16 protein-coding genes and 1 tRNA gene are annotated in these 21,513 nt (G+C 51.4%); 15 read left to right on the top strand and 2 right to left on the bottom strand.

Features of this window, described 5'->3' with window-relative positions; genetic code table 11:
• The first annotated feature begins 54 nt into the window (after positions 1 to 54).
• The 14 genes from ACI2I2_RS22440 (at position 55) to ACI2I2_RS22375 (ending at position 16,733) form a co-directional block, all read left to right on the top strand.
• Positions 55 to 1,101 (top strand): DUF6708 domain-containing protein, encoded by a 1,047-nt coding sequence (locus ACI2I2_RS22440; RefSeq protein ID WP_404659975.1) that lies wholly within the window; start codon positions 55 to 57, stop codon positions 1,099 to 1,101.
• Between the two features lie 82 nt (positions 1,102 to 1,183).
• The gene (locus tag ACI2I2_RS22435) at positions 1,184 to 2,578 is read left to right on the top strand and encodes an ankyrin repeat domain-containing protein (protein WP_404659974.1); all 1,395 of its coding nucleotides are present in this window, start codon (positions 1,184 to 1,186) and stop codon (positions 2,576 to 2,578) included.
• 36 nt (positions 2,579 to 2,614) lie between these two features.
• Positions 2,615 to 2,881, top strand: a complete 267-nt coding sequence (locus ACI2I2_RS22430) for a PAAR domain-containing protein (RefSeq protein ID WP_404659973.1) — start codon at positions 2,615 to 2,617, stop codon at positions 2,879 to 2,881.
• Positions 2,881 to 4,086, top strand: a complete 1,206-nt coding sequence (locus ACI2I2_RS22425) for a hypothetical protein (RefSeq protein ID WP_404659972.1) — start codon at positions 2,881 to 2,883, stop codon at positions 4,084 to 4,086. The genes ACI2I2_RS22430 and ACI2I2_RS22425 overlap by 1 nt, the downstream gene beginning before the upstream one ends.
• 100 nt (positions 4,087 to 4,186) lie before the next feature.
• Positions 4,187 to 7,639, top strand: a complete 3,453-nt coding sequence (locus ACI2I2_RS22420) for an ImcF-related family protein (protein ID WP_404659971.1) — start codon at positions 4,187 to 4,189, stop codon at positions 7,637 to 7,639.
• Positions 7,639 to 9,231, top strand: a complete 1,593-nt coding sequence (gene tssA, locus ACI2I2_RS22415) for a type VI secretion system protein TssA (protein ID WP_404659970.1) — start codon at positions 7,639 to 7,641, stop codon at positions 9,229 to 9,231. Before ACI2I2_RS22420 ends, tssA begins: the two co-directional genes overlap by 1 nt.
• Positions 9,232 to 9,257: 26 nt before the next feature.
• On the top strand, positions 9,258 to 11,012 hold the full coding sequence (gene tssF / locus ACI2I2_RS22410; protein ID WP_404659969.1) for a type VI secretion system baseplate subunit TssF: 1,755 nt from the start codon (positions 9,258 to 9,260) through the stop codon (positions 11,010 to 11,012).
• Positions 10,976 to 12,061 (top strand): type VI secretion system baseplate subunit TssG, encoded by a 1,086-nt coding sequence (gene tssG, locus ACI2I2_RS22405; RefSeq protein WP_404659968.1) that lies wholly within the window; start codon positions 10,976 to 10,978, stop codon positions 12,059 to 12,061. The genes tssF and tssG overlap by 37 nt, the downstream gene beginning before the upstream one ends.
• Positions 12,039 to 12,584, top strand: coding sequence for a type VI secretion system lipoprotein TssJ (gene tssJ, locus ACI2I2_RS22400; RefSeq protein WP_404659967.1), 546 nt, complete (start codon positions 12,039 to 12,041; stop codon positions 12,582 to 12,584). The genes tssG and tssJ overlap by 23 nt, the downstream gene beginning before the upstream one ends.
• On the top strand, positions 12,584 to 13,039 hold the full coding sequence (tssE, locus tag ACI2I2_RS22395; RefSeq protein ID WP_330985509.1) for a type VI secretion system baseplate subunit TssE: 456 nt from the start codon (positions 12,584 to 12,586) through the stop codon (positions 13,037 to 13,039). Before tssJ ends, tssE begins: the two co-directional genes overlap by 1 nt.
• Before the next feature lie 53 nt (positions 13,040 to 13,092).
• Positions 13,093 to 13,698, top strand: coding sequence for a LemA family protein (locus ACI2I2_RS22390; protein ID WP_404659978.1), 606 nt, complete (start codon positions 13,093 to 13,095; stop codon positions 13,696 to 13,698).
• Between the two features lie 5 nt (positions 13,699 to 13,703).
• Positions 13,704 to 14,594 (top strand): TPM domain-containing protein, encoded by an 891-nt coding sequence (locus ACI2I2_RS22385; protein WP_404659966.1) that lies wholly within the window; start codon positions 13,704 to 13,706, stop codon positions 14,592 to 14,594.
• Positions 14,595 to 14,648: 54 nt separating this feature from the next.
• Positions 14,649 to 15,119 (top strand): hypothetical protein, encoded by a 471-nt coding sequence (locus ACI2I2_RS22380; protein ID WP_404659965.1) that lies wholly within the window; start codon positions 14,649 to 14,651, stop codon positions 15,117 to 15,119.
• 261 nt (positions 15,120 to 15,380) lie between these two features.
• Entirely contained in the window at positions 15,381 to 16,733 is a 1,353-nt protein-coding gene (locus ACI2I2_RS22375) for a VasL domain-containing protein (protein ID WP_404659964.1), read from the top strand.
• 88 nt (positions 16,734 to 16,821) lie between these two features.
• Here ACI2I2_RS22375 and ACI2I2_RS22370 read toward each other — a convergent pair whose 3' ends face one another.
• Positions 16,822 to 18,345 carry an EAL domain-containing protein gene (locus ACI2I2_RS22370; RefSeq protein ID WP_404659963.1) on the bottom strand — a complete coding sequence of 508 codons (1,524 nt, stop codon included), beginning with the start codon at positions 18,343 to 18,345 and terminating at the stop codon, positions 16,822 to 16,824.
• A 382-nt stretch (positions 18,346 to 18,727) separates the two neighbouring features.
• Positions 18,728 to 18,803: transfer RNA gene (locus tag ACI2I2_RS22365), tRNA-Phe, on the bottom strand.
• 526 nt (positions 18,804 to 19,329) lie between these two features.
• Between ACI2I2_RS22365 and ACI2I2_RS22360 the strand changes: the two genes are divergently transcribed.
• Positions 19,330 to 21,468 carry an ornithine decarboxylase gene (locus ACI2I2_RS22360; protein ID WP_404659962.1) on the top strand — a complete coding sequence of 713 codons (2,139 nt, stop codon included), beginning with the start codon at positions 19,330 to 19,332 and terminating at the stop codon, positions 21,466 to 21,468.
• Positions 21,469 to 21,513: the final 45 nt, after the last annotated feature.

Raw genomic sequence — 21,513 nt, 5'->3', positions numbered from 1 at the left:
GTAAGCTGGAAAGGGATTTCTTTATAAACAGTTGCAACAGGGAGGCGCTACGGCATGATGAATTATACGGGGCTTTATACCGCCTATAAATTGAAACGTCCTTTAACCGAGAAAGAAAAAGAGGGGCGTTTTTGCCAGGGGAAACGGCGCAGAGTCAACACCATTAATGATGAGGCTTCCATTATCAGGATGAACTCAACTTATCTGGAAACTGTTTGTAAATATTATTCTGGTAGTGGGGTCTCAGGATCGATGCTATTGCCTGTTTTTATTGTTTTATTAGTCGGTGTTTTTATTGGGGGGGGGTCTGTTTTCAATATTGTAATAAACCATGGGCATGGTAATGCTGTTTTTGAATCTATAGCGACGGCTGTTTTTATTGTTTGTGCATTCTTTGTCTCTAAGATAATTCACAAAGAGTTGTTCAGAAAAACACATTACCCAATTAGGTTCAACCGCATTAACCAGAGGGTGTATGTTTATAAAGTCAGCGGTGAAATCCTGAGTGTGCCCTGGAAGGACATTTTCTTTACTCCGGCGAAGTCTCTGGGGAGAACCAGCGAATGGGGTATTGATGGGCATATTCTGGCAGAAGATGGGGAAACAGTTCTCGACACCTTCAGCCTGGCCGTCTCTTTAACGGCAGGTAAAAAGCTGCTGGGTGAGTACTGGGAGTTTATCCGTTGCTATATGGAAGAAGACTGCGTGCAGGAGCTTTCAGAGCTGGTCACGCTGTGCCCTCCGGTGGAAAAGCAGAAGGAAGGGTATATTTTCGGGCTGCAGTATCTGATGAAAATGGACTCCCGTCTGGAATGGATTTTTCTGCCCGTGATGTTTCCGCTGGATCTCCTTGCCAGTTTTGCCCGCTATATTGCCATGCAAACCAGCAAAATCCCGCAGTGGTCACAGGAAGTGCTGGATGCCTGCCAGCCTGAAGGTGATGACCCGGTAAATGTCAGTGCAGCGAACAATCCAGAGCATCTTTGGCGCTATGTGCTGGCTAACGAGAAACGTGATGTTTACGAAGCCCGCTACGCCCGCCAGAAAGCGGCATATGAGCGTATCAAAGAAAAGTTAACTCAGCGTGATAAGAGCAACTAACTTTTATCAATCAGAAATAATTATATATTTACGATTACAGAATCGGTGTGACCCCCTCTATAACAACCTGGATAAAATAAAAATGCGAGTAATCTGTCATTTGTTGCTTATTATTTCATTGATATCACTTGCAGGATGCCAATCAGAAGAAGATACCAATAAATTTTTGTTGATGTGTAAGTATGGCCAGCCTCAAACTATTGAGTCAATGCTAAATAATGGGATTGATGTTGATAGCGCTAATGCTTCTGGGATAACCGGGCTAATGGTAGCCGCTGCTGAAAATCGTCGAGATATTGTTGATGTGTTACTAAAGCATAAGGCGTCAACAGATGAAAAAACAAATAAAGGTTTCACCGCGTTGATGTTTGCTACTGCAAGGGGGAGTGACGCGGCTCTGGTTAATGATCTTATTTCTGCAGAAAGTGATATTAATACGATGTCAAATGCCAATGACACGGCACTGACATTAGCAATATCTGACGGACGGCAGATTCGTGATGATTATAAAATAATTATGAACATGAAAATAGATGAATCTGTTGCCAGAAAGAATCCTACCGGTGATGCTCTGGATAAAATATTCTTAGCGGCCGCTCAACAAAGCCTTGAACGTGGTGCAAGAACAATATTGCTTACACAAGATATGGCCTTGGAAATGTCTCCAGGTATTCTTAAAAAGAATTCACAGGAACTGGCTGAGATACTTTTGTCACAGGGCGCAAGTGTTAATATAAATAATAGTGAAGGGCAATCCCCACTTTATATCGCTGTGGAAGAACATCGTTCTTCTGAACTGATTGATTTATTGATGAAGGCTGGATCTGATACGGATGTTACCGATCGCGAAGGTACAACTCTTCTTATGCTTGCATCAGCCAATGGTGATCTGAATATTGTCAAAGCACTCGCTCAAAAGCCAGAAGATGTCAATCGTGTAAATAAGGCGGGGCAAACACCTCTGCAATTTGCCGCGCAATACTCCACGCCTGATGTGGTTACTGCTCTCGTTAACGCAGGCGCTGATGTTAATTTTATTTCTAAAAATGGGGCAAGTGCGTTGATGCAGGCGGTTTCGGCGGATAAACAAGACAATGTCTCAGCGCTTATCTCTGCCGGAGCGGATGTGAATATAAAAAATAAAGACGGAATCTCCGCGTTAGGTTTAAGCCGCAAAGGGTCTATTCGCCAGATTTTGTTAGACAGTTCAGCTGCATCCAAAGGACAAGAGCTTTATATGGCGCAAAGTGATTTAAGTTATTGTGTCAATGAATTACTTGATGGATTTATGTCTGCTAAAATAACCTCTGGTAGTTCCCCACTTATTTGGGCTGATGAGTGTGATGGATTTGGTCGAGTATCGATAATTTCCATTGGTAGAAATTCTCATGATATTGATTTGAAAAAGATTAATGTCAATTATTATGGGGCGTCGCTTGAATGTGAAGTCGCTGATAAAAAAGCTAAATGCCAATGAGTTGTTTGGTTTCCAATCTGAAATAAGGATATTGAAATGAAAGGTATTGTTCGTATTGGTGACAAAACCTCACACGGAGGGCAGGTATTATCAGGATCTTCTGTCATGAAGTTTGCTGGTATTGGCGTCGCCCGTAAAGGCGATCCTGTTAGTTGCCCAATATTAGGACACAGTCCTTCGTTCATCTCAGAGGGGCATCCCACGATGAAAGACAACGGCATCGCAGTGGCATTTCATGACAATAAATGTACCTGTGGATGCTCACTCATCTCCTCTCTTGGCAACGCTACGACGAGTAAATAATGCCAGTTGATCTCACTTGTACACCTGAACAAGCGAGTCGGCAGAGTACGCCTTCCGTGAAACGTTGGCTGGCTTTCTTACTCGTGCTTGTGTCTGTCAGCGGTCTGCTTACCGCATGGTTATGGCCTTCGGGAGTATCAAGCCAAACACCATTATTCTGGTTTTGCTTTCCGGGAGCTGCAATCATTTTCTGGCTATCCATTTTTATTGTCCGCTGGGTTATTTATTTGGCTCCTGTCTTCAATGCCGATGGGTGGGATGCGACACGTGAGCAGGATGTTGAACTGGATATTTGGCGGGGGCAGCGTCGCTTAGGCGTTATCGCTCAGGCTATCCAGTTACCTCATGCGATTGCAACAGAATCTATTTCAGCTCAGATGCTGATGACAAATGGAATTTCTTTGCCGGTACAGATAGATAATTCAACACACACTATCTTTCATCAGTCCCGATTTGGTCGTGTCAGCCTGTCACAGGATCAGCGTGTTGCCAGTCAGCTACAAGCCCTTCTGTTAAGTGCTCAATTGCAGTCGGCTTTTCATCAGTTAGCGCCGGGCAGCGAGTTAACGGTTTTATTGCAAACCAACCTCGATGCTAGCTCATTTCCTGGCAGTTTGGTGCAATTGCAAAAAATGACTGAGCGATCTATTGCATCATCTTTACGCCTGACTTTTATGCTGGATGAAGGTTTAAAGGTTATAGATAATTGGCTCGATAACCATGACAACGGCCAACATTTATTGGTCGTGGCAATGCATATATCGGTAAAAGAAGTTGATGGTATTGGAGATGCTGCAGTGGCTCTGTTACTGCAAAGCGATGGATCTCACTCCAATGGAGAAATTGCATATCTTCATAGACCGGAACAAGCACAACAAATTTATGGTATGAATTATGCGTTGCGGCAGGCCTTGCTTTGGGGAAAAACCAATGCCGAAGATATTCGACAGATTTGGTTTTCTGGTACAGGTAAGACTCATAAAGCAGAAAATATATTTTCCCAGACAGAAATACAGTTCCCCTCAACCAGCCCGCCTTGCGATATTGATCTACATGCTGGAGATACAGAGAATGTTTCTCCATGGTTGTCAATTGCAGTTGCAGCAGAAAATGCAAGAAGTATCAATGCTCCGCAGCTAGTGATGAATATACCAAAAAATCAACCTTTGCCTTGGTTTGTTGTTATTTCTTCTTGTGCCGGATAGCTGTGTTATTGGGCAAGTAATATTACGTGATTATTTCCAGTTAATTGATTTTTTATTCTCCAGCCTCCAGGGGTAAATCGCAGTGAAGCGAGTTAAGTTAATGTCAAAAAGCGCTAAATTCCAGCTCTGGCTCATTTGTGTGATCATTCTTGTACTGGGGGCAGGCATTTATCTGGTGCTGGAATTTCGTCCTGATTGGATAGGGGTAGCACCCAATTCTGCGCATCAGCGTGTGTTTATAGTCATCGATATTTTCATCACTTTTGGCGTTTTATCGTGGCTGCTTATCGTTATGTTATCCAACAGAATTGCGGGGGGAAAAGCCTATCTCAGAGCAAAAGATATGGCCGCAGCAAAAAGTAATGCAAAGGCACAACTTCATGAGAAACGATCGGGTAAGGCGGATCTCTATGGTGTCAGACAAATCCGTAACCACCTCCGCCGCCGCTACGGCATCTTCTGGCGCAACAAAACCCGCCTGCTGCTGGTCACCGGCGAGGAGGCAGCTATTGAACAGCTGGTTCCTGGCTTGCAAAGCAGTCAATGGCTGGAAGGTGACCGTACGGTATTGATTTACGGCGGCAGTCTGACTGTTGAGCCCGAGAAGGAAAAATACTCTGCGCTGCGTAAATTGCGGCGTGGACGCCCGCTGGACGGCATTGTCCGGGTGATCAGCGAAGAGCAGAATCTCACGCCTCAGGTGAGCGACAACGATTTGCGCGGGCTGGAGAAAATCAGCGAAGCATTACGTTACTCTGCGCCCGTCTGGCTGTGGCAACTGTGTGGCAGTGAGTGGTCTCAGTCTGGGCGTGAAGCACAGTCTGTGGGTATCACTCTGCCTTTACGAGCGATGCCGGATTACGTGTCAACACAGCTCAGTAAGCTACTCCCGCAACTACGGGAACAGGGGATTTCTCAGATTGCTGAGCAACGTCAGTTCGATTTTCTGTTGCGTCTCGCTCAGCAACTTGAGCAGGGGGAAAGCAAGCTCTGGGCATCCCGCCTGGTGCCATGGTTATACGGTTCTCAGCAGCGCGTCCCGCTGCGGGGGCTGATGTTCAGTCAGGTCAATAAGCCTGAACTGTTCAGCGGTGAGAGTGAAAAGGAAGCAGGTCTTGCGTATGTTCAGCCTTTACACAAACACGCACTGACTTTGCCGGCCACCTGGCTTGGGGTTACTGAAGATTGCACTCGTGTTCGTGGCCGCCGTGTTGGCATGGCGTGGGAACAGATTTTGGCCTGGTGCATCATGGCTGTAGTGGGGTTGTGGGGCGCTGGTCTGCTGCTCTCTTTTGCTCTGAATTACGGCCAGATTTCTTCGGTGGCGGGTAAAGCTCGCGCCCTGGTGAATCACCCGTCCGTTTCTGACTACCAGCTTACGGCGTTGCATGAACTGCGAAACGCCGCGGGTCGCTTGCAGCATAACGTCCAGGAAGGGACTCCGTGGTATCAGCGTTTTGGCCTTGACCATAATCAGCAATTGCTTAGCGCAATGTTGCCCTGGTACGGCGTGGCGAATAATCGTTTGATTCGTGATCCGGCCAGTGAAGCTCTGATGCAAAAGCTCACAGCGTTGGCAAATTCAGCCCCGAACAGCGATCAGCGTACGCAACTGGCGAAACCAGGTTACGACCAGTTGAAAGCCTGGTTGATGATGGCCCATCCGGACAAAGTGGATGGCGCGTTTTATGCCCAAACCATGAAAACGGTGCAGCCAACACGCATGGGGATTTCTACCGGTCTCTGGCAGAGTCTTTCACCAGATTTATGGGCGTTCTCTATTTCTGAACTGCCGCAACAGCCACAGTGGAAAATTACCCCTGACCCGTCGCTGGTCAGCCAGAGTCGACAGGTTCTCTTGCAACAGATTGGCCGCCGTAACGCGGAAAGCACCCTCTATGAGAACATGCTCAAATCCGTGCGCCGCAACTTTGCTGATGTCTCACTGGAAGACATGACGGGCGGTACAGATGCCCGGCGTCTGTTCAATACCGACGAAGTCGTGCCCGGTATGTTTACCCGTCAGGCCTGGGAAGGCGGCATCCAGCAGGCGATTGATAAAGCGGCGAACTCACGTCGGGATGAGATTGACTGGGTGCTCAGTGACAGCCGCAAGACGGTGTCAGCCGACCTCTCCCCTGACGCACTAAAAGAACGTCTGACACAGCGTTACTTTACTGATTTTGCGGGCAGCTGGCTGAGCTTCCTCAATAGCCTGTCCTGGAACCCGGCTTACAACATTGCGGATGTGACGGACCAACTGACATTGATGAGCGATGTTCGTCAGTCGCCGCTCATTGCCTTGATGAATACGCTCGCCTGGCAAGGCCAGACCGGCCAGCAAAGCGAAGGCATTTCCGATTCACTTATCAAGTCAGCGAAAAACCTGATCGGCAATAAAGATAAGCCCGCTATCGATCAGAGCGCTGCAGGTCCACAGGGGCCGCTAGATGATTCATTTGGGCCGATCCTGACGCTGATGGGCAAAAACAATGCCAGCAACGTTATGTCAGCTGATAGCACTTTGAGTTTGCAGACGTATCTGACCCGAATTACCCGTGTTCGTTTGCGCCTGCAGCAGGTGGCGAGTGCCTCTGACCCGCAAGAGATGATGCAGACGCTGGCGCAAACCGTGTTTCAGGGGAAAAGCGTTGATCTCACCGATACCCAGCAGTACGGCAGTCTGGTTGCGGCGAGCCTCGGTGAAGAATGGAGCGGTTTTGGCCGCACTTTGTTCGTGCAGCCGCTGACTCAGGCCTGGGAAACGGTTTTGCAGCCGTCTGCCGCCAGCCTGAACGATCGCTGGAGCCGTTCGGTGGTCGCCAACTGGCGCACCGCCTTTGATGGCCGCTTCCCCTTTGCTGTAAGCAAAAGCGATGTTTCATTGCCTATGTTGGCCGAGTTTATCCGCAAAGATACGGGCCGTATCGACAGATTCCTGACGACTGAACTGAGCGGTGTGCTGCACAAAGAGGGGAGTCAGTGGGTGCCAGACAACACACACAGCCAGGGATTGACGTTTAATCCAGCCTTCCTTCGCGCGGTTAATCAACTGAGTCAACTGTCGGACATTTTGTTTACTGACGGCAGCCAGGGGATCAGTTTTGAGCTGCAGGCACGCCCGGCACCGCAGGTGGTGGAAACGCAACTCACGATTGACGGGCAGCAACTCCATTACTTCAACCAAATGGCGGACTGGCAGTCCTTCCGCTGGCCGGGCGATACCTACAAACCCGGCACGATGCTGACCTGGACCTCGACCAACGCAGGTGCACGTCTGTTTGGTGATTACGGAGGAACCTGGGGCTTTATTCGCTGGCTGGATCAGGGCAAGCGACAGCAGCTCGACCGTAGCCAGTGGATGATGAGTTTTACCGCCCCTGATGGACGCACGTTGCAGTGGGTTCTGCGATCTCAACTGGGTAGTGGGCCGTTAGCCCTGCTGGAATTACGTAACTTCAGTCTCCCGGCACAGATATTCAGTGTCGATGCTTCTGCTACGGCACAGGCTCTGGCTGGCGGCGATCACTTAGCCATGGATGGAATGGAATAATGGCAACACTACAAAGCGTGCTTCTCGCCTGTGGATCGGATGAAGAAACCCTACTGAATCAGGCTCGAATTCGCAGCGCTGAATGGGAAAGTTGGCTAGCACCGATTACAGGGCAAGAACCCGCCGGGGAAGATCCTGGTTATGACGATGATTTCCAGCGCATCCGTGAGGAGGTCAACAAGCTTTCCGGCATTGATACTGGCTTGATTTGCCAGTTGGCAGAAAAGCTGTTGACCCACACCTGCAAGGATCTGCGGGTGATCACTTTTTATGTCTGGGCGCGTCTTCATCAGGACGGAGAGACGGGTTTTGCGCAGGGCGTTGAGCTTCTCGCGGCCATGCTTGAACGGTTTAGTAGCCAACTGCACCCTCAGCGTGACCGCAGCCGTAAAACTGCCCTTGAATGGCTTGGCAGCAATCGTGTCACAGACAGCCTGTCTCTGTACCCTGAAGTCGATATGTCCATCATGCAACGTATTGCTGCGGGACTGCTGCTGGCGGAACAGTCGTTTTTGTTATTCAGCGAAGACGCCCGTCCGGATCTCGGCGCGTTGTATCTGGCTCTGGATAATCGGCTGGTACAAAGCGGGGGAGCCAATAGCATGGTGCCGCAGACCAGCCGTGAAGAAAGCTCTTCAGCTGCGGCAGCGCCTTCTGCACCTGTGATGAACGCAGTCACTTCAGGGCGTGATTTGCTCGATCAGGCCAAAGTGCTGGCTAAATACCTGCGCGATCAACCTGGTGGCTGGCTGGCGGGGCATCATCTGTTGAAAAGCGTCCGCTGGGATACGTTGACGGAGTTACCGCCGTTGGATGCAGCAGGGCGCACCCGACTCGTCCCACCAAAGCCTGACAATAAAGCTCATCTCAAACGGCTTTACCTGCAAAAAAGCTGGTCTGAACTGCTGGAACATACTGACACATTGCTGGCGCAGGGCGTGAATCATCTGTGGCTGGATGTGCAGTGGTACGCCTGGCAGGCGCTGGTTAAATTGGATAACGACAGCATTCGCGCTGACATCCTCTGTCGAGACCTGCAAGGCTTACTCGCTCGTCTTCCGGGTCTGGAAGCGCTCGCCTTTAACGACGGTACCCCGTTTGCTGATGAAGTCACGACAAACTGGATTAACGAAAGCGTGCTGGACGGCATGCCTGGCTGGAAAGACGAGCCGGTTATGTCGACGGCAGCCAGCAGCGATGATGTGCTGACGCTGGAACCCGAAGTGCTGGCTAAAGCCGACGCCGAAGGGGTTGAAGCCGCGCTCAACTGGTTACAGGTTCAACCGGGCTACTGTTCCTGTCGGGACAAATGGCTGATGCGCCTGCTGATGGCTCGAGTCAGTGAGCAGTATGGCAAGAATGAAATGGCACTGCATCTGCTGGGAGAACTCGACATTAGCGCTCAGTCGTTGACGCTTCAGCAATGGGTACCAGAGCTCATGTTTGAAGTCAAAGCCCGCCGGCTCAAGTTGCTGCGTGGGAAAGCCGGACGCAACGAGGCAGATAAAATCCGCCTGCAACCTGAAATGGACTCATTGCTCTCCGGGCTAATCTCTTTGGATCCTGCTCGTGCAGCGGTGCTGTGCAGTTAACTCCCAGACTATAAAGATTATAAAATATGGATGATTTAACCCTGCGTTATTACGACGCTGAAATGCGCTACCTGCTTGAGGCGGGTGAAGAGTTTGCCCGTGCTCACCCCGAGCAGGCGGCAATGCTCAATCTCGATAAAGCAGGGGCGCGCGACCCTTACGTGGAGCGGCTGTTCGAGGGCTTTGCCTTCCTGATGGGCCGGTTGCGTGAGAAGCTTGATGACGACCTGCCTGAACTGACCGAAGGGCTGGTCAGCCTGCTGTGGCCGCATTACCTGCGTACCATTCCTTCTATGTCGGTGGTGGAATTCACCCCTGACTGGCGTGAGATGAAAGAGCAGATGCGCATCGTCAAAGGCTTTGAGGTGAACTCGCGGCCGATCGGTGAGAAAGGCACGCGTTGCCGGTACACCACCACCAAAGAGATTCATCTCCAGCCGCTATCGCTGGATTCAGCTCACTTGACCACCGACTCTGATGGTCGTTCGGTTGTAAAGCTTCGCTTCAACTGTAGCGATTTGGCTGACTGGAGCCGTATCGATCTTAGTTGTATATCTCTGTATTTCAACGCCGATGCCCCATTGGCTTGCGCAATGCACGAAGCCTTCACGATGAATGTGGCTCGCATGTGGTTACGGATGCCGGGGGATGTGGACAGAAGGCCATTTGATGGGCACTTTACCGCGCAAGGCTTTGGCGATGACGATACGCTGTGGCCGAAGGGCAACAGCAGTTTCAGTGGCTATCAGTTGCTGCTGGAATATTTTACCTTCCGTGAGAAGTTCATGTTCACCGGCTTGTGTGGTCTGGAGACGGTAGCCTTCCCTGCGGAGATCCCCTGGTTTGAAATCGACGTGGTACTGGCGGAGCGCTGGGAGCATGACTTCAGCTTTACCGAAAAGCATCTGCGCCTGAACTGTGTGCCGGTGATTAACCTGTTCCCGCTGGAATCCGACCCGCTGACGCTCAACTCCCTGCAGACCGAATACATGCTGCGCCCGATGCGCGTGCAGGATGGCCATACCGAGATATACGCGGTGGATTCGGTGATGTCATCGAGCCAGCACACCTACGTGCCGTTTTCGAGTTTCCGCCACAAAGGTGGAATGATGCGTCATGAAGCGCCGGAATATTACTACCACACCCGCGTGCGCCGTGGCCCGTCTGGTTTGCATAACACCTGGCTGATTCTTGGCGGGGAAGCGTTCGACAACCATACAGTGCCAGAAGACGAGAGCCTTTCTCTAACCCTCACCGGAACCAACGGGCAGCTACCACGGCGTGCTCTGCAAAGCACGGTGCTTGATACGGTGATGAAAACCACCTCAGCCAGTATTGCCGTACGTAATCTGTGCGCTCCAACGTTGCCCTGTTATCCACCCGATCAGGATCGTTTTCACTGGCGAGTGTTGAGTCATCTCGGCAGTGGTTTCCTGTCGATGATGGATAACGCCGAAGTACTGCGCGGTACGCTGGCACTGTATGAATGGACGCACAGTGAGATGAACCGCCGCCGTCTGGAAGCCATCATCGATGTGAAACACAGTGAAGCAGAACGCTTTGAGCAAGGGTATCTGGTGCGAGGCGTGCAGATAGAAGTCACGCTCGATAGCTACGGTTTCGCCGGGCGGGGTGATATCTGTTTGTTTGGTGAGATGCTGAGCCGCTTCTTCGCACTGTATACCGATATCTATCTGTTTAATCGCCTGATTATCATTCTGCAACCAACCGGAGAACGCCTGGAATGGGAAGAGAAGCACAATCGCCGCATTCCCGGCTGAGTCCGCGGCTGGAAGCCGACCTTCATCGTATAAATTTTTATCGCTTTTGCCAGCTGCTGGAAAAACGTCAACCAGGTAAGCCGCTGATGGGCTCGACCAGCCATCCGTCCGACGATCCGGTAAGGTTCAGCCCGCATCCTGGGATGGGATTTCCGGCCAGTGAGCTAAGAGCAGTTGAATATGATGAAGAGAATGACAGCAAACCGCCGGTTATCCGTACCACTTTTCTGGGAATGTACGGGGTTGATTCACCGCTGCCGACGGCCTATCTCGATGATATTGCCCAGCGTAGGGAAGGCCATGAGGCGCTGCAGGGCTTTCTCGATATCTTCAGTCACCGCATTCTGACGCAGTTTTACCGTATCTGGCGCAAATACTCTTATCCGGCGACGTTTGAACCCGGAGGAACAGACAGTATTTCTCAATCACTGCTGGGATTGGTGGGTTTGGGTATTCCCGGCACAGCAGAACACATCGCCACCCCAGTATCACGTTTTCTGGCATTGCTGGGCGTACTTCGTCAGCCAGGTAAAACCCAGGAAGGGATGCAGGCATTGGTCAGTTTGCTGGCACCGGACACGACGGTAAAGGTGAGTCCGTACTGTTTGAGGCCCATTGAAATTAGCCAGCCTCTAGGATTCTACGGTGATAAAGATTTTCTTCTGGATGGTAACACGCCTCTCGGCGATGAAGCGATGGATGCCAATAGCCAACTGCTCATTGCCTTGAAGACAGATAACGAACAAGAAGCGAAGGGCTGGAAGCCAGACGGTAAGCTCTACCAGGATTTTCTGGTGATGCTTCGGGTTTATCTGGGTTGGCGATTCAAGGCAAAGATGACGCTGACTCTCAGCACTCGCTTGCTGACAGTGCCTCCTCTGGGAGAGGGGCCTTTTTGGCTGGGCATGAATGGCGTGTTAGGCGCAGAAGAAGAGAACTTCTCAGACGATATTCCACAGACTTTTACAACGGAACTGGGCTATTACAGTGGCCTGCAGCCTGCAAAAATACAACAAGGAAACCGACGTGTTACGTATAAGTTTGACTAAATCCGCACGCTGGCTGCTGCCAGTCATCACCCTCAACCTGGCAGGCTGTGGGCTGACGCAGAGCGTTGCCGACGGGAGCAAATCGGCATTCAATTCTGTTTTTTACAAGAAGATTAAAGTGCTTCATCTGGATTTTACCGCCCGTGAAGCACTGAATACCGATGCCCGAGAGAGTAATTCGTTGTCCGAGCCGGTGGTGGTGCGTGTTTATCAATTAAAAGACCGCAAAACCTTCGATAAGACCGTCTATCAACAATTGCTCAAAGACGGTGAGACCTACCTTAAAGCGGATTTACTGGCTAGCCGTGATGTTGTTGTGAAACCAGGTGGTGACGCCACTCTTGATATGCCAATGGAGACAGAAGCTCAGTTTGTGGCTGTCGTCGGTTTATTCCGCCATCCGGATATGGTGAATAACACCTGGAAGATGGTTATCCACCGTGAGGACCTCGATCCTGATAAACCGCGCATCCTGGAGGCTGGAAACAACCATCTGACGCTACAGCCTCTTAAGGACGACTGATGCCACAGGGACACAACACCCCCTCCCTTTACGAAATCCTCTATGGCAATTTCACTGGTGGTCTCGACCTGCATCAGGTCAATGAGCAGAACCAGGTGATTTTGTCGGTGCTGGATAACATGCAGCGCATTCTGAACTGTCGCGCGGGCACGCTGGCGCATCTGCCGGATTACGGTTTGCCGGACATGACTAAAATCCTGCAAGGGATGCCGGGTACCGCGCATCAGTTGATGAATACGCTGTCTTTGGTGCTGCTTAAGTATGAGCCGCGTCTGAAAAGTATCTCGGTGGTGCTGCTGGAGCAGGAAATCCCCGGTGAGCTGTGTTATGCCATTGATGCTGAATTAAAAGGGATCGGCCTGGTGCGCTACGGCACAGATTTTATGCCAGAAGGACGCGTGCTTATCCGTCACCTGAAACAGCAAAACTACCTCGATAAGCAGACGTCACTTTGACGTTGGCGAGGTCAAGCGATGAGTGATTTTTAGCGAAAAGGAATTGCGTTGTGATCGGTAAATTTGTTCAGTGGGTCAGCCTTTGTACCTGCATTCTGTTTTTGTCCGGCTGTGGCTATAACGATATTCAGTCCAGCGATGAGGATGTCTCCGCCAAATGGGCGGAGGTGATGAACCAGTATCAGCGTCGCGCTGATTTGATCCCGAATCTGGTCTCCACGGTGAAAGGATATGCTGCACACGAAGAGAGCGTCTTCAAAGAGATTGCTGACGCCCGAGCCAGAATAGGCAGCGTGGCGCAGAGCCAGAGCGCGCCGGATAACGCCCAAAGCATGCAGGCATATCAGCAATCGCAGCAGGCAATGAGTTCTGCGCTATCTCGTTTGTTGGTGATCAGCGAACGCTATCCAGAGCTTAAAGCAGACACCATGTTCACCAACCTGATGGTGCAACTGGAAGGGACGGAAAATCGCATCGCCGTGGCGCGTCACCGTTATGTCGAGGCTGTGCAAACGTACAACCTGCAAATCCGCCAGTTTCCTGGTGTGATCCTCGCCCGAATTCTGGGTTACGAAAGAAAACAGAACTTCCAGCCGGACGACGTCAAAAAAGTCAGTACTGCGCCTGAGATTGATTTTTCAAAACCAGCTCAGGGGTGATGGCGATGCGTTTGATTCTGTTAGCGTTCACGCTGCTGGTTTCACTGGCCGCGCGTGCTGAAACGGTTGCCGTGCCCACGTTACAGCAAAGGGTTACGGACACCACTCACACGCTCTCGGCACAAGCCAGCTCATCGATTTCCCAAACGCTGGCTCAGTTCGAAAAAGACACCGGGCATCAGCTTGCGGTTTTGCTGGTTGAAACCACCGGGGACGAAACCATCGAACAGTATTCGACGCGCGTTTTTGACAGCTGGAAGCTGGGAGATAAAAAGCGCGATGACGGCTTGCTGCTCGTGCTGGCGAAGGCCGATCACACGCTGCGAATCGAAGTGGGCTACGGCCTCGAAGGCGTGGTGACAGATTTGCAGGCAAGCCAGGTCATCAACCGTTCTATCGTGCCTTATCTCAAGCATGGAGACTTTGAAGGCGGCATTCAGGCCGGTGTTAATAAGCTCATTCAGATCTCAACCGACCCTGCTGCGGCAGATGTCGAGACGCAGTCTTCTTCGGGCGATGATTTTGCTCAACCTTCTCCTCTTGGCTTTTTTGGCTGGCTATTTGGATTGCCGATCCTGCCATTACTCATCTTCCGTAAATTCGGCAAGATGAAGCGCTGCCTGTTCAGCAGCATGGCGATGGCCACATTAACCCTTGTCATCGGTACGTCTCTCGGTGCGGTGATATTTGTCTTTCTCACCAGCATGGTGGTTTACCTGTTTATCATCGCTTTCCTCGGGGGCTTCTTTTCTGGTGGCGGGGGAGGCGGTTCTCACCGTGGCGGTGGCGGTGGCGGGTTTGGTGGCTTCGGTGGAGGGTTTGGCAGTGGCGGCGGGGGTGGTTTCAGTGGTGGTGGTGGCAGCAGCGGCGGTGGCGGAGCTTCCGGACGCTGGTAAGCGTGCCAACAACAAATTAGGTTCGAGCCGTAAGAGCGGGTAATGCAGGTAAACATGACAGCAAAAGCACAATTTCTAAAAAAGCTTCAGGAGCAAAAATCCAGCAAAGGAGCATCAACAGGTAGTAACCAGGCAGATATAACGGAATTTCGCCAGCGTATCGGCGAGCTCCAGGAAAATATGGAAGCCTGGTTGGCGGGTACCGGGATTCGCATTGAAAGTACAGCGGTGTCATTAATTGAATATTTGATTGGCGGGAAAGCATTTAATGTCCCTGGCATTCTGCTTCGTTATGAAAATAAAACAGCAGAGTTTACACCGGTGTTTTTATACGGGCAGGGCGTGACAGGCTGCATGGAAGTCAGCTTTGGTGAAGACGGCAAAAGTACCCCAGCCTATCGTTTGTACATGCGTTCAAGTGAGAGCTCTCGCTGGACGTGGAGCCCGACAGGCCCCGGCTGGCCGCCACGTTGTGAATTTAACGAGGATGTATTTTTTGACATGATGAACCGCTTGCTCTCATAACAGGCGGGTTATCGTCGAAAAATAAAGTTTGCTGCCTGGTTTTTTTTCTTCTTTTATGCTGGTCTGCTGTTGTAGTTATTCACTCTGCTGACCTGGATCCTGTTTCAGCCTTATATCGCGGGAATACTCGCTATTTTATCGGCTGGGGCTTTTATTCTTCATGGTACAAAAAGGATACCGTCATTGATGTTTGGAAAAAATATGACGACGACAGAGAATATTATGCCCAACTCTCTCCTTTCCGATTCCCAGGACATGACTATGCATGATGTACAACCTCGTCCCGTAAAAACGGGCAGCGATCCTCGTTCGTTAGCCGATTTTATTGCCTTGCGTGAAGAGATGAGCAAGTTGACGCATCCGGCTCGCCCGGATGTGAACTGGAAGCACGTCGAAACGCTCTCTCTTTCGCTGTTTGAGCTGAACGGCGTCGAGCTTCAGACCGGGGCGTGGTATACCCTCGCGCGTGGCCACCTGGCACGCGTTCAGGGCATGAATGAAGGGTTGGCCATTCTGAATGCGTTGCTGAGCCATCAGTGGGCGCAGCTTTGGCCGCAAACCGTGCATGCCCGGGCTGAAATTCTGAGTGGTCTGTTCCAGCGGCTACAGAAAATATTCCGGACTTTTTCTCTCAGTCACAGTGATTTGCCCTCGCTGGATCAGGCTGAAAAACTGTTGGTTTCGCTGGATGAGATCCTGACTCGTCAGGCGTTAAAGCATGCCTGCCCGACGACGGCATTGGCGCAACAAGTGCGTAGCGCCTTGACCCGGCTGGAAAACAGCTCACCGCAGGAGGCAAGCGCACCCGCAGTAACGCTTCCGCCTCAGGCCCTGGCTTCTGTGCCCGCCGATGACTCAGTACCGCCAGTTAGCCGCCTGGTGTACGTCATTCGCCCGGAGCCGGAAGTGAGCGTTGAAGTGGTGCATGAAACGCTGCCACCGCCAAAGCGTTGGCCGGTATTTCTGGCAGGCGTTTGCTCTGCGCTGGTTGTGGGCGCGATTGCGCTGTGGGGCTGGCAATATGTGCATCGTGTCGATACGGCATCACTGGCTTTGAGCGCCTCCGTTGCGCCATTACCGCAAGCGCTGACAGGCGATCAGGTGCAAACGCTGCGTCAGGCAAAGGAAAACACTGTCGACAAGTCAAAATGGCTGGCGAGCGCCACGCAACAACTGGAATCCTTATCTGCGCTTTCACCCGATTGGGCCTTTCAGTATGGCAATGCCTTGCTGAAGCAGGCGAACACCCTCTGGCCTGAAAGCCCGGAAGTGGCGGAAATGCAGAAGCAATGGCAGCAGAGGCAAGCAGTGAATGCACTGCCAGAGGTCACCTTGAACGGCTGGCACAATGGCATGCAGCAGTTGCAGACGCTGGTGGACAAACTCAATGCGCTGGATGGGCAGAAAGGCAAATACATCACCGTCAGCGAGCTGAAATCCAGCGTTTACGAAATGATGAACAGCTTCCGCCAAACCGTTCCTCTTGAGGAGCAGCTCCGTGTGCTCCAGAGCCAGTCCAGTGAAACAGCCGCAGCAACGCATCAGCAAGTACAACAGCATTTAAAAGGATTGACTCAGACCTGGGCGAATCAAACGCAGCAGTCAGATAAGTAATTTATTTTCTTTTAAAAGTGTTCGTGAATGGTCCCGACAGGGGCCATTTTTTTGGCTGCAATCACTGCCAACACGATAGAGCGGATGATTACTCAACCACCACTTTCACCTTCGGTTTAGACAGCAGGATTTTGACCAGCTCAGGAAGCGGAACGGGTTTGAAAAAATAGTATCCCTGAAGAAAAGTGATGTTATTTCTATTGAGATAATCGAGTTGCTCTTTTGTTTCCACACCTTCGGCGACGATGCTTATTGATAGCTTACGCGCGAGATCCAAAACGGAATCGAGAATTCGGGTTGAGTCCTCGTGGGCATTCACCCGGGCGACAAAACTTTGGTCAATTTTGATGTAGTCGATATGCAAATCCTGCAAATAAGACAGCCCTGAATAACCGGTACCAAAGTCATCCAGGGCGATGGTAAAGCCATTGTTATGCAAAACATTTAGGGTATTAACGAGATGTTCATCGACATCCAGAGGTTCGCGTTCTGTGACTTCGATAACCAGGTTTAAATCTTGTCGGCAGAAACTGCGCTTATAGCTGAGGCATTCCTCCACGAAGGTAGGGGAGGTGATATGCGACGCGCTGAAATTAATGCCCACATGAAAACCTTCCGGCAACTTACTGGCAATGGCATTCATGTTGCTGACCACCTGAGCCATCAGGTTTTGCGTCAAAGGCACGATCAATCCGGTTTTCTCCGCCACCGGAATAAAGACCGCCGGAGAAATATATCCCCCGTCTGGAACCTTCCACCTCGCCAGCACTTCAACCCCGCGCAATGTTCCTTCTTTGCCGTTTACGACGGGCTGATAAAAAGGGACGATCTCATTTCTGGCAATCGCTTTTCGCAGCGCTTCATCCGGTAACGTATTTTTGTTCAGATACTTATAAAGGATGCAACCCGCGATGCAGGACGTCAGCAGTAAAAAGAGCAATATACCGCCGCCTTTGTTAATGAGCCTCGGCAGGTTAACCATCGGCGGAATGTTGTATTCGATACTGTAGGGATAGTTTGTCGCCACAGCGCGGCCAGAAAAATGCTGTGTATCGTCTAACGCCGAAACCCCGCCAGTCTCCCCTATCACGCTATTTCCCACTTTTAAGACATACGAGACATCTTTGAGCGGAATATTTAAGGCATCACGTATATGCCGGTCGCTCATGGACACCACAATGCGGCTATCCGCAAAATTGGTTTGATAGATAAGAACCGGAAGGCCGTTTACCGTGCTCTCAGCAGGGACGAGTAACAAGGGCTCATTCGGTAAAGCTGTGACGTTGACCAGCAGCACGCGGTTGCCAGGCAGAGAAGAGCACTGAACCGTATCTTGTTTAAGGATCATGATCGTTCTCAGATGAGGCTGCAAAGCAGCCTCAGTACCGAGTCGATACTGTTCTTCCAGACCACAGCCTTGTTGTGCGATATCCATCGCCGATCGAGTGGCGCGTTGGGCCTCATCCAGAATGACATTCATGTTCTTTATGGCATAGCGAGCACCCGCAAGGCTGTCTGCGCGCGCAGAATACCAGAGCTGCGTACTCAGAATAAAAACGCCCAACAAAAACATGGCTACGGCTACGAGGACGGGCATAAGTGCATTACGCATTTACAGATCCTGAGGATGAAGCGCCGGTAACAAGGGTCGATTTGAGAATTACAAAAAGCATGGTCGACAAAATAAAAAATAACCATAACCCTGGTGGCAATTCTTGAAGTTTGGCTTGGGCGGGGGAGGTTACTTCGAATCATCGAACCGCTTCGATGAAGAGTCCGGAACCCCAGAAAGCAAAAAACCAGCCCGTAGGCTGGTTTCTTTAAATTAGTGGTGCCCGGACTCGGACTAACGCCGAAGGCGTTTGAACAACGCGCTTGTCGCGTTGGCCCCGAAGGGGTGAGTCGCTTGCGGCGAATCATCGAACCGCTTCGATGAAGAGTCCGGAACCTCAGAAAGCAAAAAACCAGCCCTAAGGCTGGTTTCTTTAAATTAGTGGTGCCCGGACTCGGAATCGAACCAAGGACACGGGGATTTTCAATCCCCTGCTCTACCGACTGAGCTATCCGGGCAACGGGCCGCATTAAACTAAATTCGGCCGGACTCGTCAACGAAATTTGTTAATTTCGCTACGGAGTGCGCATTCTCTCACCATTCTGGTCAATTCTTGTTTTTCTTTAGCGCGCGGTATTATGACGTTTTATGTGATTTGTCTGCATCGATATGTTCTCGCCATCTCTGCGAGGATAGGGTCGGAAGCGCCAGTCACGGGTTGCACGCTCTGGCGAAAGGTGTAATCATTGCGCGAATTTTCTCCTTCCACTTTCGGGGGCGCCTGAATGGTTTTATTCACTCAATGTTGCCATTACCGCATTGCTCATCCGCAACGGTTTCCCCGTCATTCTGCTGAATCCTCTATGCTCACCATGCGGTGAGGTAAACGTACGCTCACTGCAGGACAGCAGTAAAATCAGAGTGCTTCTGCTTTTACTGATGTCTGGCGGTCGGAGCTGGTTACCAGTCGGACCCTGACAGTTTATGGGCGTGGTGTTTACCGCGTCCGGGCCTTTTACTCTCCCGATTTGGGTAGTCGCGCTTATGAAATCATTGCACATTGCCGCAAGCCTCGAACTTGTCTCACGCCTTTCTACGCACCGTCGTGTCGTCGCGTTGGACAGGACTGATTTTACCGATGTGGCGGCAGTCGTCATCAGCCTCGCCGACAGCCGCAGCGGCATTCTGGCTTTGCTTAAACGCACCGGCTTTCATTTACCGGTTTTTGTTTTTTCCGACGAAGAGCTTGAAACCCCTGAAGGGGTGAAGGCGGTGATCAACGGCAGCGTCCAGCAGTGGCTGGAAGTTGAAGCTGCCGCTGTGCGCTACGAAGAAAATCTTCTGCCGCCGTTTTTCGACACGCTGACTCAATATGTTGAGATGGGCAACGCTACCTTTGCCTGCCCTGGGCATCAGCATGGTGAGTTCTTCAAAAAGCACCCGGCGGGCCGTCAGTTTTATGATTTCTTTGGCGAGAATATTTTCCGCGCCGATATGTGCAATGCGGACGTAAAACTGGGCGACTTGCTCATTCACGAAGGTGCCGCCAAGCGGGCGCAAAAGTTTGCCGCGAAGGTCTTTAACGCCGATAAAACCTGGTTTGTGCTGAACGGAACTTCTGCGGCAAATAAGGTCGTGACGAATGCGTTACTGACGCGCGGCGACCTGGTGTTGTTCGACCGTAACAACCATAAATCGAATCACCATGGCGCATTGATTCAGGCGGGGGCTACGCCTGTTTATCTGGAAGCGGCACGTAATCCTTTCGGGTTTATCGGCGGCATTGATGAGCACTGCTTTGACGACAAATACCTGCGCGAGCTGATCCGTGAAGTTGCGCCTGAGCGTGCAAATGAAGCTCGCCCCTTCCGTTTAGCGGTGATTCAGCTTGGCACGTACGACGGCACGATTTACAACGCCCGGCAGGTGATCGACAAAATCGGCCACCTGTGTGACTACATCTTGTTTGATTCCGCATGGGTCGGCTATGAGCAATTTATTCCGATGATGGCCGATTGCTCGCCGCTGTTGCTCGATCTCAACGAAAACGATCCGGGGATCTTCGTCACTCAGTCGGTCCATAAGCAGCAGGCTGGTTTCTCGCAGACTTCGCAGATCCACAAAAAGGACGATCATATTCGCGGCCAGGCGCGTTTTTGCCCTTATAAGCGTCTGAATAATGCTTACATGCTGCATGCTTCGACCAGCCCGTTCTATCCGCTTTTTGCGGCCCTTGATGTGAACGCCAAGATCCACGAAGGTGAAAGCGGCCGTCGCCTGTGGGCGGATTGTGTGACGCTCGGGATTGAAGCGCGCAAGGCCATTATCGCCAATTGTAAGATGATCAGACCGTTCATTCCGCCGGTGGTGGCGGGGCGGCCGTGGCAGGATCATGCGACACAGACTATCGCCAGCGAGCGGCGCTTTTTCAGCTTCGGGCCGGGCGATCATTGGCACGGTTTTGAAGGGTACGCACAGGATCAGTACTTTGTTGATCCCTGCAAACTGCTGCTGACCACGCCGGGGATCAACGCCGATACGGGCGAATACAGCGAGTTTGGCATTCCGGCCACCATTCTGGCGCATTACCTGCGTGAGAATGGCATCGTGCCAGAGAAGTGCGATCTCAATTCGATTCTGTTCCTGCTGACCCCGGCAGAAAGCTCAGAGAAGCTGGCGCAACTGGTGGCGATGCTGGGCCAGTTCGAACAGCATATCGAAGATGACACGCCGCTGGCCGACGTGTTGCCGTCCGTCTACAACAAATATCCGGTGCGTTATCGCGATTACACCCTTCGTCAGCTTTGCCAGGAGATGCATGACCTGTACGTCAGCTTCGACGTGAAGGATTTGCAGAAGGCGATGTTCCGCAAAGCCAGTTTCCCTGCGGTGGTGATGAATCCTCAGGACGCCAATATGGAGTTTATCCGTGGCAATGTGGAGCTGGTGCGCCTGAGTGAAGCAGAAGGGCGCATTGCGGCGGAAGGTGCGTTGCCTTATCCACCGGGTGTGCTCTGTGTGGTGCCGGGGGAAATTTGGGGCGGCGCGGTGCAGCGCTATTTCCTCGCGCTGGAAGAGGGCGTGAATCTGCTGCCAGGCTTCTCCCCGGAGTTACAGGGCGTGTATAGCGAAAAGGATGCCGATGGGATTAAGCGGTTGTTCGGGTATGTGTTGAAGAATTGAGTTGCCTGATGCCCTCTCCCCCAGCCCCTCTCCCACAGGGCGAGG

It is taken from the genome of Scandinavium sp. NPDC088450 (genome assembly GCF_044900545.1).
GTDB lineage: Bacteria > Pseudomonadota > Gammaproteobacteria > Enterobacterales > Enterobacteriaceae > Scandinavium.
Note: the sequence above shows the minus strand (reverse complement) of the source record. Positions and strands in the feature narration are given on the sequence as shown.